This window comes from Billgrantia aerodenitrificans (assembly GCF_021404405.1).
Lineage (GTDB): Bacteria > Pseudomonadota > Gammaproteobacteria > Pseudomonadales > Halomonadaceae > Halomonas > Halomonas aerodenitrificans.
In genome coordinates this window covers 258592-271225 of record NZ_JABFTV010000002.1, presented here as the reverse complement: position 1 = coordinate 271225, position 12634 = coordinate 258592, and the positions used below count along the sequence as shown (strand labels likewise).

The window sequence follows — 12634 nt, the reverse complement described above, 5'->3', positions numbered from 1 at the left end:
CGAAACCCAAGGGAAAGCTAGCCGGCCTCGGCTACAGAGTCAATAGATAAAGTTCCACAATTCGGTACAAATTGATTTTTTTTCAGAAACGGAGTAAGTTTGCAGCAACAGGGAGACAGGCCATGACGCGCACGAAAACCGAGATCAGCAAGCTAGACGGCGAAACTCCAGCACAGCGGCTGCTGGCCCTGCTGGAGGTGATTGCCGAGAAGGATCAGTTCTTTACGTTGCAGAACCTGGTCGAAGAGACCGGCTTGCCGAAACCGACCTTGCACCGCATGCTGCAGCAGCTCGAAAGCTCCGGCATGCTCCAGCGTGAAGCCGACAATCGGCACTACAGCAAGGGCACCCGGCTTCGCCGCCTGGCAGAGAACCTGCTGCTAAACGATACGGTGCATGGCGCTCGTCATGCGGTGCTGAAGCAGTTGGTGGAAGAGGTCGGCGAGAGTTGCAATATCACCGCTCTCTCCGGGGGGGAGGTGCTATACCTCGATCGCGTCGAAACCTCAGAGGCATTGCGCTTCTATCTGCACCCGGGATCGCGTGTGCCAGTTCACTGCTCAGCCAGCGGCAAGCTCTTCCTGGCCCAGATGAGCGCAGCGCAGCGTCGGCGCCTGTTGGAAATGACGTCACTCAAGGCTTTCACCAGCAATACCTTGACGGACATCGACGCCCTTGAGACCGAAATCGAGTCCGTGCAGCAGAATGGCTATGCCTTCGATGATGAGGAATTCTTGCCTGGCCTGATCTGCATTGCGATGCTGGCGCCCAATCCCAAGGGCCGCTCCAACCTCGGCATTGCCATCCAGGCACCGGTAATGCGCATGACACGCGAACAGGCACTTCGGCACCTGCCGGCGCTGGAAAGGGCTGCTGCTGCGATTGCCGCCATTGACAAGGATGCCATGGCGCAGGGAGAACCCATCTCAAGCTCAGGCACCTGACGCCAAGCTGGAGCTCAGATACGCACCTTGCCCTTGGCTGCATCTGCCGGAGGCTGACATGGCGCCACGATGCTTATGTCAAAAGCGAATAGATACTTGATTATTTATTCCTTTATCACAACCATGCCCCCTCGTATGCTTCTCTTGGTAAACGTCGATGCGACCCAAGCGTCCGACCGGGAGAAGCCACATGACACTCTATGCAAAACCCAACCGGCGTGAGCTGCAGGAGAGAATTCTTTTTCTCCAGCTGACCCTTGCAGCCCTGCAGGCGCAGCTCGATAGCCAAGGGACAGAATTGGACGAGCCAACCTCGAAACTCAAAGCCACAGAGACTGCCCCTGTGCAGGAGACTCCCTTGGCTATTGCCGCCGGCTGACAGCTGAGCAGCAGCTTGGCTCAATACACGATATTGAGCATTACCATCGAGACGATCAGGAAAAGGATCGTCATGCCGCCGCCCGCTTTCATATAGTCCAGCACGCGATAGCCCCCCGGCCCCATGATCAGTGCGTTCACCTGGTGGGTCGGGATCAGAAACGAGTTAGAGGTAGCTATTGCCGCCGTCAGGGCGAAGATACGGGGGTCTGCGTCCATCCCCACACTCTGCGCCGCAACAGCAATGTTAACCGCAAGTGGTACCAGCAGGACGGTCGCCCCGACATTCGACATCACCAGGGTAAAGAACGTCGCCAGCACGGCAATGACGGCCTGCAGTACCCAGGGCGAGACATCTCCTAGGTTGACCAAGGTGGCCTGGGCTATCCAGGCGGCGGTGCCGGTATTCTCAACCGCTGCACCGAGGGGTATCAGGCTCGCCAGCAGAAACACGGTCTTCCAGCTTACCGCCTCGTAGGCCTCATCGATGCTGAGCACACCTGACAGAATCATTCCCAGAGCTCCCGTGAGCAGTGCCACCGAGAGGCGTAGGTCGGTGAACACAATCAGACCCAGCGCAATGAAGAAGAACAGCAGCGCCGAAGGCACTTTCTTGGGACGCAGCTCCTCACGGGGATAGTCGGTTGTCATCACCACGAAGTCGCGATCCTGCTCGAGCCTGAGCAAGCTATCCCATCGGGTATGTGAGACCAGGACATCACCCGCTGCCAAGGGTAAGTCTCGAATTTCGGTCTGCAGCGTCTCACCGCTACGGTGGATGCACAAGACAGACAACCCGTAAGTCTTGCGCATGGCGATTTCCCTGACACTTTTCCCGATCAGCCCCGAGCGTGGCGGAATCACGACCTCGGCGATGCCCGACCGTTCAGGTGCCAGGGCATCAGCCAGCACATCGAGTTCCATTAACGTCAAGCCGGCACGCTGCTCGAAGGACTTGAGCTCCGCAGCATGCCCAAGGAGCGCGATACGTGCACCGGGCTCGATCGTAAGACCAAGCCAGGGGCCCACGCGAAGCTCGCTGTTCATGAAGGTTGCCACGGCCACGACGCCACTTCCGCGTTCCAGATCGGCAATCGTCCTGCCGGCGATGAGATGTTGCTCGTCGACTCGCACCTCACGGATCATCAGGTCAAGCCCGTAGACTCGCTGGTAGTAGCCGATCACGCTTTCACTGCTGCCCTTTCCGTTGGTGAGCGGCAGCACCAGGCGGCCGAACAGCACGAAGTAAAGGATGCCGGACGCCAGCAGTGCCAGGCCAACCGGCGTCACGTCGAAAAGGCCGAAGGGCTCCATGCCATCCGGCAGGAGATCGTTGAGCAGTATCAGCGGGCTCGAGCCCACCATGGTCAGGGTGCCGCCAAGGATGGCGCAGAACCCCATGGGCATCAGGAGCCGTGACATGGGCAGGCCTGCGCGCCCCGAGATGCGCGAAACGACGGGGATGTAGAGCGCCGCGGCCCCCACGTTCTGCATGAAACTCGAGATCACCCCTGCCGTGCCGGAAACGAGCGGGATAATGCGTGGCTCGGTCGTGCCGCCGACCCGCATGATCACGTTGGCCAAGCGGCTCATGATGCCGGTCTTGTCCAGCCCTGCCCCTATGATCATGACGGCGATGATGGAAATCACCGCATTACTGGCAAAGCCGTCGAACAGGGTTTGTGGATCCGAAAGCCCATCGAGACCAGGCACCATGCCCAACAAGCCGAGCAGCACCATGACGGAGACAGCGGCAACATCGATGCGCACAATCTCGGACACGAACAGGTAGATGGTGAAGCCCAGGATCAAGAGCACGGCGACCATCGGCGACGTCAGAGTGAGGGTTGGCTCCATTGCACTGTTATCCCGGACATTCAAGAGTAGCCAGGTGCGGCCCAGCACCGGGCCGAACCCAGCGCTTCAGCACTGCTGTCGGCCATAGAACAGATTGACCACATGCCGTGCTTCGGCAAAGAACAGCCAGCGCTCTGCCAGCAAGCCCACCATCAACAGCACCGGTGCCACCAGCGCCAGTGCCAGGGAAAGTGCCGCCCCGTCCGTGCCCAGCAGCAGGACCAGCAGCACGAATGGCAGCAGGAAAGCGCACAGGTACACCACCAGGCGCAGACGAAGGATCCTCTCCGCGGCCGCCTCGTAGCTGAACTCACGATTCAGGAAGCTGTCGCTGCTCTGGCCTGACTCCAGGATCTTGATCCGGGCACGTGTCGGGCCGACGGCCGTATTGATGGTCGGTCCTTGGGGCTTGCCGATCCAGAAGTAGTACACCGCCTTGGCCATGGCGGCGGTGACCAGCAGTACCAGGGCCAGCGTGGCCGCCACGGCCGGAGGCTCGCCGAAGGCAACGGTCAATCCGGTCAACAGGACTGCGCCGGAAGCCAGGCTGAGCAGCAGGTAGTTGGTCGGCACCAGGGGACTGTTCCACTGGGGAATGGTGCGCAGGCTGGCGTAGATCATGCCGGTGGCGAAAACGGTGGCCAGGGCGAGCAACAGTACCAGCAGACCCACCAGGCTCATGCCGATTCCATGTGCCCCGTCCGTCCGCCACAGACCAAACATGTATAGGGCTACGCAAGGATAGAAGAGCACCGAGAACACGGCCTCCCGCGAAAGCCAGGACGTGCGGAAGCGGAAGAAGGCGCGCCAGGCATTCCTGGGATTCGCCAGGTGCAGCGTCGAGGCCATCAGCCCGGCTGTGGCCAGCACGACCCCCACGAGGAGGGCGGTGAGGATGCCGGTCGCACCCAGCCCTGGCACGCCACCCAGCACGCCCAGGCCAGCGGTGAGAATCACCAGGCCGAAACCGGCGCCGGAGACCACGGTGAAGAAGATGACAGACAGCGCGGGATGCATGGATTGCTCCTCCTGTTAACGGACGACGGCCTTGTCCAGCCAGCTCTTGAAGCGCTCGGTGAGCGATGGCAGCGATGCCCCGGGCGTGGTCTCGGCGTGCGGCTTGTGGCGCGGGGGCAGGTAGTGATTGACCGGGTTGTAGCCCAGCTCCGGCATGGACTGATAGCCGTTGCGCTCACGCACCAGGCGACTCACCTGGGAATCCGGGTCGTCCAGGTCGCCGAAGGTGCGTGCACTGGTGGGACAGGTGATCACGCAGGCCGGCTGCCGCTCGGCCTCGGGCAACTGCTCGTCGTAAATCCGGTCCACGCAGAGGGTGCACTTCTTCATGGTCCCGACGGCTTCGTCCAACTCGCGAGCGCCATAGGGGCACGCCCAGGCGCAGAGGTTGCAGCCCATGCACTTGTCCTGATCGACCAGCACGATGCCGTCCTCCGCGCGCTTGAAGGAGGCGCCAGTGGGGCACACCGTGACGCAATCCGCCGTCTCGCAGTGCATGCACGACATCGGCATATTGATGGTCTTGTTGTTCGGGTAGGTGTCCACTTCGTAGGTGCGCACCCGGTTGAACGCCACGCCGCTGGGCTCTTTCCCGTAGGGTTGGTAGTCGGTCAGCGGACCCAGGGTGCCCGAGGTATTCCATTGCTTGCAGGCAACGACGCATGCATGGCAGCCCACGCAGGTATCCGTATCGATGACCAGGCCGAGTTTCATTGCCTACCTCCGCTTGATGATGTCGAGGAACGAGCGGCGCAGCGGCACCGCCTCATGCGTCTGGTAACGCAGCTGGTCCGGCGGCGTTGGCGCGCCGGGTAACGGCTTCACGGTGTCGAAGTGAGGCCAGCTGCTACCCGCCTCCTCCGGTTCCGCCGGGGTGATGCTCACCTGCAGGTCGTACCAGGCGGCCTGGCCGGTAACGGGGTCGGAGTTGGTAAGACGCCGCTCGTCGTCGGCTGCTGGCAGCAGCTCTGAGATCAGGTGGTTCATCAGAAAGCCGCGCTTTGACTCGGGTGCATCGGGAGAGAGCCCCCAGGCCCCGCTCTGCTTGCCGATCGCGTTCCAGGTCCACACGGTGTCTTCCTGGCAACCCTCCATCAGCTTGATCTGAGCGCGGATGCGGCCGTTGTGCGATTCGACCCAAACCCAGCTCTTGTCCTCGATGCCGAGCCGCTCGCCGCGGGCACGATTCATGAACAGGTAGTTCTGTGACGTGATCTGGCGCAGCCAGGCGTTCTGCGAGTCCCATGAGTGGTACATGTGCATGGGACGTTGATTGATGGCATGGAAAGGGTAACGCTTAGCGTCGACGCGCTGCTCTTCCAGCGGCACGTAGTACTGGGGCAGCGGGTCGAAGTAGTGCGCCAAGCGCTCGCGATCCACGCTTTCCGGCGGTAGCGGCCCATCGTAGAGCCCCTGCCCGGCGAGGCGAAACTTCTGCAGCACCTCGGAATAGAGCTCCATCACGATGGGCTTGCTCGAGGGGTTGAAGCCCACCTCCTTGGCCCACTCCAGATAATCGCGATTGGCGAAGCGATAGAAGCGCATGTGCTCGGGCAGGTGATATTGGAAGAAGCCGCCGTTCTCCTTGTACCGGTCCCACTGGTTCGGATTGGGCGCACCGCGCATGTGCTGGTCGCCATTCTCGCCACGCCAGCCGGCCAGAAAGCCGATCCCCGGGGCCTTTTCCCAGCGCGTGATGAAATCGGTATAGCCCTCATACTTGGGCTGGCCCTGCTCGTCGACGAAGGCCGGAAAGCCGAGGCGCCCGGCCAGGTCGACCATGACTTCCTGCCAGGGCCGCACGTTGCGATCCGGCTCCAGCACCGGCACACGGACGGAGTCGCAGGGGGAATCCGGCTCCGAGATCGGCCGGTCCAGCATGGAGATGGCGTCGTGTCGCTCCAGGTAAGTGGTGTCGGGCAGGACCAGGTCGGCAAAGTTCACCGTTTCCGAGTGAAAGGCGTCCACGACGACCAGAAACGGCAGTTTGTAATGGCCCTCGTCGTCCTTGGCGCGCAGCATGTCCTGCACGCTGTTGGTGTTCATGGTCGAGTTCCACGCCATGTTGGCCATGAACAGGATCAACGTATCGATGGGGTAAGGGTCGCCGTTGACCGCATTGGTGATGACCATGTGCATCAGGCCGTGGTTGGCGAGCGGCGCTTCCCAGGAGTAGGCCTTGTCAATACGCAGCGGACGTCCCTGGTCGTCCACCACCAGGTCTTCCGGCGAGGTCGGAAAGCCCAGCGGCGGCGCCGACAAGGGGGTGTTGGGGGCAGTATCGCGAGCCGGCTTGATCGGCGGCGGGGTATGGCGGGGAAACGGTGCCTTGGCGCGGTGACCGCCGGGTACGTCGATGGTCCCCAGGAAGACCTGCAGCAGATGCAGCGCGCGGCAGGTCTGAAAACCGTTGGAGTGCGCCGAGATGCCGCGCATCGCATGCATGGCGACCGGACGGCCGATGAAGCGGTCATGCTTGCGCCCGGCCCAGTCAGTCCATTCGCATTCGATCTCGATGCTTTCCTTGAACGCTACATGGGCCATTTCCAGCGCCAGGCGTTCGATGGTCTCTGCCGGCAGGCCGCACACCTCGGCCGCCTTCTCGGGAGCGTACTGGGGGTCGAGGTACTTTTCAGCGATCAGGCTCATGACGGTCCTGGTGCGCCGCCCGTCGGGCAGGGTGTACTCGCCGAACAGCGCGGCCTGCACGCCCGGGGTCATGCCGTCGACGAAGGTCCCGCTGGCGGCATCGAAGACCAGCGGCTGGTCCTCATCATCGCGGGCGATCAGCCCGTCATCGCCCTGCCCCGGATTATCGATAACCAGGAAGGGAGCATTGGTATAGCGTCCCAGGTAGTCCCAGTCCACCAGGTCACGGCTGAGCAGCACGTGACACATGGCAAGCGCGAGCATGCCATCGGTGCCAGGGCGGATCGGCACCCACTCGTCGGCCACGGCCTGGTAGCCGGTACGCACGGGGTTGACCGCCACGAACTTGGCGCCGCGGCGCTTGAGCTTCTCGATACCGATCTTGATCGGATTGGAGGCATGATCCTCGGCCACCCCCCACAGCATGAAATACTTGGCGCGATCCCAGTCGGGGTCGCCAAACTCCCAGAACGACTGGCCGATGCTGTAAAGCCCGGCGGCGGCCATGTTGACCGAGCAGAAGCCGCCATGCGCCGCCCAGTTGATCGTGCCGAATTGCTGGGCCCACAACCCGGTCAAGGCCTGCATCTGGTCGCGCCCGGTAAAGAACGCCAGCTTCTTGGGGTCGGTGGCGCGAATCTCACGCAGCCGCTCGGTCAAATGCTCCAGCGCCTCGTCCCAGGACACCTCGACGAACTCGCCCTCGCCCCGCTCGGTGCCCGGCTTGCGCATCAGCGGGTTGCGCAGCTTGGCCGGCGACATCTGCTTCATGATGCCGGCATTGCCCTTGGCGCACAGCACGCCCTTGTTGATGGGGTGGTCGGGGTTCCCGCGGATAAAGCGTACCTGGTTGTCCTCGACGGTCACTTCGATGCCGCAGCGGCAGGCGCACATGTAGCAGGTGGTATGGCGCTTCTCCTGAGCCGAATGGTCTTCAAAGGAAGGCAGCTCCTGAGCAGCGGCGGCTTCCGCGCTTGGCGCGGCACCATTCGGTGCGAAAAGCATTTGGAGAACCTTGTTCTTCACGGGCTTGCCTCCTTCAAACTGCCATCCGCCATGGGAGCCGACACCTGACAGTCAGTGCATCTTGGAAATTGGTATAAATTGATTGTCTTTTAGAGACTAGCCTCGTCTAATCTATATAGACAGTTCATGGAAGTTAATCTCGCATAACCCAAGGTAATAGTATGAACCTGCACCTGCTCCGAATATTCGTCAGCGTGGTCGAGGCCGGCAGCTTTTCCCGTGCAGCCGAGGCGCTGGAGATCAGCCAGCCCGCGGTATCCAAGGCGGTACGCGAACTCGAGTCGCAGCTCGATACCACCTTGCTGGATCGACAGGGACGCTCGTTCAAGCCAAGTGAACCCGGACAGGCGCTCTACGATTACGGCAGGAGCATCTTTGCGCTGGAGCGCGAGGCCCAAGAGACTCTCGAGGCCTTCTACGGCCTGGAGCGCGGCCACTTGACGATTGGCGCCAGCACGACAGTCGCTACCTATTGGCTGCCGCCCCTGATTGCGGAGTTTCATTCCCGCCACCCCCATATCGAAATCCGGCTGGTCAGCGAAAATACGAAGCAGATCATCGAGCTGCTCATCGACTGCCGGTTGGACGTCGCGCTGGTCGAGGGACAAGTGGCGGATTCGCGCGTCGAGGCGCGTCACTGGTTCAAGGAGGATATGGTGGTCATCGCGGCTGACTCGCCCGAACGAGCCACGCCGGCTCAGGTCATAGATGCCCAGACTGTCTGGGTGGTCCGCGAGCACGGCTCGGGCAGCCGGGAAGCGACCGAGGCGCTCCTCAGGGAGCTGGATATTCAGCCTCCACACACCATCGAAGTAGGAAGCAATGAGGCCATCGTCCAGACGGTCTCATCAGGAATCGGGCTCGGCCTGGTTCCACGCATTTGTGCCCGGGACCAATTGAGGCTCGGCCAAGTGAAGCAGGTAGATATCGGCAGGCCGGCGATCGAGCGCCAGCTTTACCGCGTGCGACTACCGCACCGCACGATCAGTCAGGCAGGGATCGCTTTTGAGGCGATGCTTTCGCAATGGGCCCCGGACCACTGACCCCCAAGGTATTTCGTTTCGCGGGTCTCAGACAGGAAACAGGAACACCGGGCGGCGTGATTTGAGCGTCACCTTCCTCGCCACCGAACCGATGATCATGTCATTTACGCCTGCGTAACGACGCGAACCCAGGACGATGCAATCTGCGTCGATGTGATCGGCTTCCGCGAGGATGGTGCGCCCTGGGCGTCCAGTCAGCACTCGGATTTCTGCAACTCGCGCATTCACCGCTTCCTCCGACTCCAGGGTCGAGCGCGAGAACTGCTCCAAACGTCGCTTTATCTCGCTGATCGCCTGGTCGAGGGTAGATTCGCGATACCCACCCAGCACGGAGCTTGAAATATAGCGCTCGGCAATATTATTGCGGATGATCGATGGTTCCTCGATGACATGCACGATATGAATATCGGCTCCATACTGATCGGCTATGCTTGCCGCGCAGCGGAATACATCGGGCCCGCGCGGCCCCAGGTCAGTGGCATAAAGCAGTCGATTGATCTTGAAAGCCATGTTAAGGACTCCAGTGGATCCGGGAAGACGAGCCTCCCGGACCGGGTTGCTATCCTGCCAAGGCCAGCGAGCCGCTAGGCCCGTCTCGCCGCTGGTTCCTGTTGTTGTTCGCTCAATTCGCCCAGCATGTCAGCTATCTTCAGTCGCTGCACCTTGCCCGACGGCCCTCGAGGAAGCCACTGCACCGCATGGATCGCACGGGGCGTCTTGAACTTGCCGATTTCCCGGTCGCAAAACTGCTTGAGTTCGGCTTCGCTGGCGCTCTGGCCATTCTTGAACACGACACAGGCCATGACCTGCTGCCCGTACTGGTCGTCTTCCTGGGCATAGGCGGCGGCTTCCAGTACGGCGGGGTGCTTGAGCAAGGCATCATCGATCTCTCGCGGCGCGATATTCTCGCCCCCCTTGATGATCAGTTCCTTGAGCCGCCCAGTGATATAAAAGAACCCGTCATCGTCCTGATAACCGAGATCCCCGGTATGCAGCCACCCGTCAGGCGACAAAGCCTCAGCCGTAGCCTCGGGGTTCTTGTAGTACTCCTTCATGACATTGTCGCCACGCACCATGAGTTCGCCGATTTCGCCTCGCGGAGCCTCCGTGCCATCAGGCAACACGACCTTGACCTCGTTGCGATAGGCAACACCGGGTGACCCGTACTGGATCTGGAAAGGGGGCAACGGATTGGAGAGGATCTGGGCGGCGGTTTCAGTCAGCCCCATGGTCTCGACCAGGGGAATGCCGAACTCCTTCTCGAACTCCTGATGACTTGAGGCCGGCAGTGCGGACGATGCCGAGCGGCCGAAACGCAGCTGCTCGAAGCCGGGTGTCGTCTGGATCGGCTCCTTGGTGTCGTTACCCCTCTCCAGGAGGTAAGCCACGATGGTGGGCACCACGCTGAACCAGGTGCACTGATAGTCGCGGATCCATTGCCAGAACGAGCTGGTACTGAAGCGGTGCGGCATGACAACGCTGCCACCGCTGATCAGCGGTGCGATCACCGTCACGATCTCGGCATTGATGTGATAGAGAGGCAAGACACAGAGTGCCCGGTCCTCGGCCGACAGGGCATGGGCCTCCACCGTGTTCTTGCCCCCCGCCACCACGTTGCCATGGCTGAGCAGCACACCCTTGGGCTTGCCGGTGGTGCCCGAGGTATACATCAACAGCGCATCCGCTTCGGGCTCGAGGGGCTGGAGTTCAGTTGCCTCTTTCCTGTTGTCTGATGGCCAGTCGGGCCCTCGGTCGGGACACGCGGGTATCACACTGATCTTTCGCTCTACCTTGCCTGCCAGTGAGTCCGCTCGTCCCTCATGCTGGCTGGAAGCGAACAGCACGTTGGCATCGCAATGATCCAGCACGTACTCAAGCTGGCTGTCACCGGCAATGGCATTGAGCGGGACTGCGACACGGCCGCTGGCCATCACCGCTAACAACAGCGTGGCTGTCCACAGGCCATTATCCATGAGCATGGCCACATGCTGCCCTCGCTTGCATCCCATGGCATCAAGTTGCCCGGATACCTGCTCGACGCTTGAGTGCAGCTCCGCGTAAGTCAACTGCTCACCGCTTTCCGGAGCGATCAGGAACGCCTTGTCACCACATGCGTCTGCCTGGGCATGGATCAGATTCAGAACCGTCATTTATTATCTCCCGTCGCTTGCCTTGGATAGGCGTCAGGTACCGGCAAGGCCGTGTTTGCTCAGGTAATCACCGAACAGGTCGTCCATGGTGGGTTCGTTGCCGGGAATCGTGCGAGCGATCCGGGTGATATTGAGGTAGTGTCGGTAGTTCATGTTGTCAGAGATGCTGTTCTGGCCCCAGGTCCCGCACCCCATGGAGAGCGAGAACGGCAGGCCATTATCGAAGTTGCCGCCGTTGGCGAAAGCGTGTGCCTGATTGACGATTACCCGGCATACCGGCATTTCCAGTCCCAGACGCTGTACATGTGCGTCCTCCTGCGTATGGATCCCGCAAGAGTGGCCCTTGCCCTGGTGGTCGAGCAGGCGGCGAGTCTGGTCAAAGGCCGCCTCGAAGTCCTTGGCTCGGTACACGGCCAGCACCGGAGAGAGTTTTTCCCCCGAAAAGGGATATTCCTCGCCCACGTGCTGCTCCTCGACCATGAAGAAGGTGGCGGATTGGAGTTCTGGGCGGCTCAGGCCGACTCGCTGGGCGATCTCCGGCGCCCTGCGCGCAATGATGTGCCGGCTGAGGTTGCCGTTCTCCCACATGGCAGCCTCGAGCTGCTGCTTTTCAGCCGCCGTCAACATCACCCCGCCGCTGCGCTCCAGCGCCGCGATAGCATCGTCATAGACGCCGTCGAGGATCACCACGCTGTTCTCCGACGAGCAGCTGGTGGCGTTGTCAAACGTCTTCGAGGCGGTAATCTTGCGTGCCGCGTCATCGAGATCTGCAGTGCTATCAATGATCACGGGCACATTGCCTGCGCCGACACCCACCGCTGGCGTGCCACTGGAATACGCCGACCTGACATTGTTCTGCGAGCCAGTAACCACAATGAGGTCCACCTGATTCATCAGCTCATAGGTCGTTGCCTTGCTGACTGGCGTCGGTAGCTGCTGAACCAGGTCTCGGGGCGCCCCAACTCGGTCGAGTTCGGCATGGATGAATTCCAGTAACAGTGTGCATGCCGCCTGCCCCTTGGGGGATGGCGCCAGGATAATGGCATTGCGTCCCTTGAGCGCGTTGATCGTCTTGTTGGTGGGAGTTGCCGCTGGATTGGTCGAGGGGACCACCGCGCCGACCACTCCGACAGGGCGAGCGATTTCCACCAGGCCCAGCTCAGGCAATTCCTGGATCACACCAACGCTCTTGGCCCCCTGCAGGTCGCGCAACAGCCCCATGGTCTTGCGCCGATTCTTGGTGATCTTGTCATCCACATTGCCAAGCCCGGTGGTCTCGACGGCAAGCTCGGAAATCTGGCGATTCCTGTCAGGCTGGACCAGCGCCCAACCCACCGCCGTCACCACCTCATCGACCCGTGCCTGGTCGTAGCTTTCGTACTCGGCCTGAGCGGCGCGGGCACGCTCCACGAGAGTCGCCACGGCGGCTCTGGCATCGGGTGTGTCCTGAAGTTGGGCGACGCTTGTGCTGCTAGGCATAATCCCCTCCTCGCCTAAGTAACTTAGATATATGAGTTGGCACACATTAATCCCGGTGCTTTGCTTGCATGATGCAATGTCAGATCAAGGC

The 12634-nt window shown here is 61.3% G+C and carries 10 protein-coding genes; 3 read left to right on the top strand and 7 right to left on the bottom strand.

All coding sequences use genetic code 11. From position 1 onward, the window contains the following. The first annotated feature begins 122 nt into the window (after window positions 1-122). Together HOP59_RS04510 and HOP59_RS04505 are read left to right on the top strand one after the other, a co-directional pair. A complete protein-coding gene (locus HOP59_RS04510) occupies window positions 123-944 on the top strand; it encodes an IclR family transcriptional regulator (protein ID WP_234252979.1) in 822 nt (273 codons plus the stop codon). A 190-nt stretch (window positions 945-1134) separates the two neighbouring features. After that, window positions 1135-1323, top strand: coding sequence for a hypothetical protein (locus HOP59_RS04505; RefSeq protein WP_234252978.1), 189 nt, complete (start codon window positions 1135-1137; stop codon window positions 1321-1323). Window positions 1324-1343: 20 nt separating this feature from the next. Here HOP59_RS04505 and HOP59_RS04500 read toward each other — a convergent pair whose 3' ends face one another. The 4 genes from HOP59_RS04500 to HOP59_RS04485 all read right to left on the bottom strand — a co-directional run bounded on the left by HOP59_RS04500 (window position 1344) and on the right by HOP59_RS04485 (window position 7850). Further along, entirely contained in the window at window positions 1344-3179 is a 1836-nt protein-coding gene (locus tag HOP59_RS04500; protein ID WP_234252977.1) for an SLC13 family permease, read from the bottom strand. Between the two features lie 66 nt (window positions 3180-3245). After that, the gene (locus HOP59_RS04495) at window positions 3246-4196 is read right to left on the bottom strand and encodes a dimethyl sulfoxide reductase anchor subunit family protein (protein ID WP_234250360.1); all 951 of its coding nucleotides are present in this window, start codon (window positions 4194-4196) and stop codon (window positions 3246-3248) included. Window positions 4197-4211: 15 nt separating this feature from the next. After that, entirely contained in the window at window positions 4212-4910 is a 699-nt protein-coding gene (locus HOP59_RS04490; protein WP_276574022.1) for a 4Fe-4S dicluster domain-containing protein, read from the bottom strand. A gap of 3 nt (window positions 4911-4913) precedes the next feature. After that, the gene (locus HOP59_RS04485) at window positions 4914-7850 is read right to left on the bottom strand and encodes a molybdopterin oxidoreductase family protein (protein WP_234252976.1); all 2937 of its coding nucleotides are present in this window, start codon (window positions 7848-7850) and stop codon (window positions 4914-4916) included. Window positions 7851-8032: 182 nt separating this feature from the next. Here HOP59_RS04485 and HOP59_RS04480 point away from each other — a divergent pair, with 182 nt between their 5' ends. Then, window positions 8033-8914 carry a LysR substrate-binding domain-containing protein gene (locus HOP59_RS04480; RefSeq protein WP_234252975.1) on the top strand — a complete coding sequence of 294 codons (882 nt, stop codon included), beginning with the start codon at window positions 8033-8035 and terminating at the stop codon, window positions 8912-8914. 27 nt (window positions 8915-8941) lie between these two features. Here the strand turns inward: HOP59_RS04480 and HOP59_RS04475 are convergent, their stop codons facing one another. The 3 genes from HOP59_RS04475 to sauS all read right to left on the bottom strand — a co-directional run bounded on the left by HOP59_RS04475 (window position 8942) and on the right by sauS (window position 12543). Continuing rightward, the gene (locus HOP59_RS04475) at window positions 8942-9424 is read right to left on the bottom strand and encodes a universal stress protein (protein WP_234252974.1); all 483 of its coding nucleotides are present in this window, start codon (window positions 9422-9424) and stop codon (window positions 8942-8944) included. A 74-nt stretch (window positions 9425-9498) separates the two neighbouring features. Further along, window positions 9499-11064 (bottom strand): AMP-binding protein, encoded by a 1566-nt coding sequence (locus tag HOP59_RS04470; RefSeq protein WP_234252973.1) that lies wholly within the window; start codon window positions 11062-11064, stop codon window positions 9499-9501. 33 nt (window positions 11065-11097) lie between these two features. Continuing rightward, window positions 11098-12543: an acylating sulfoacetaldehyde dehydrogenase gene (sauS, locus tag HOP59_RS04465; RefSeq protein WP_234252972.1), complete on the bottom strand. Its 1446-nt coding sequence runs from the start codon at window positions 12541-12543 to the stop codon at window positions 11098-11100. Window positions 12544-12634 lie beyond the last annotated feature (91 nt).

Bases quoted from the DNA above. Each gene is read 5' to 3' on its own strand.
- HOP59_RS04490 (WP_276574022.1), bottom strand. From the start codon at position 4,910: ATGAAACTCGGCCTGGTCATCGATACGGATACCTGCGTGGGCTGCCAT.
- HOP59_RS04495 (WP_234250360.1), bottom strand. From the start codon at position 4,196: ATGCATCCCGCGCTGTCTGTCATCTTCTTCACCGTGGTCTCCGGCGCC.
- HOP59_RS04505 (WP_234252978.1), top strand. From the start codon at position 1,135: ATGACACTCTATGCAAAACCCAACCGGCGTGAGCTGCAGGAGAGAATT.
- HOP59_RS04470 (WP_234252973.1), bottom strand. From the start codon at position 11,064: ATGACGGTTCTGAATCTGATCCATGCCCAGGCAGACGCATGTGGTGAC.
- HOP59_RS04510 (WP_234252979.1), top strand. From the start codon at position 123: ATGACGCGCACGAAAACCGAGATCAGCAAGCTAGACGGCGAAACTCCA.
- HOP59_RS04475 (WP_234252974.1), bottom strand. From the start codon at position 9,424: ATGGCTTTCAAGATCAATCGACTGCTTTATGCCACTGACCTGGGGCCG.
- HOP59_RS04500 (WP_234252977.1), bottom strand. From the start codon at position 3,179: ATGGAGCCAACCCTCACTCTGACGTCGCCGATGGTCGCCGTGCTCTTG.
- HOP59_RS04480 (WP_234252975.1), top strand. From the start codon at position 8,033: ATGAACCTGCACCTGCTCCGAATATTCGTCAGCGTGGTCGAGGCCGGC.
- sauS (WP_234252972.1), bottom strand. From the start codon at position 12,543: ATGCCTAGCAGCACAAGCGTCGCCCAACTTCAGGACACACCCGATGCC.
- HOP59_RS04485 (WP_234252976.1), bottom strand. From the start codon at position 7,850: ATGCTTTTCGCACCGAATGGTGCCGCGCCAAGCGCGGAAGCCGCCGCT.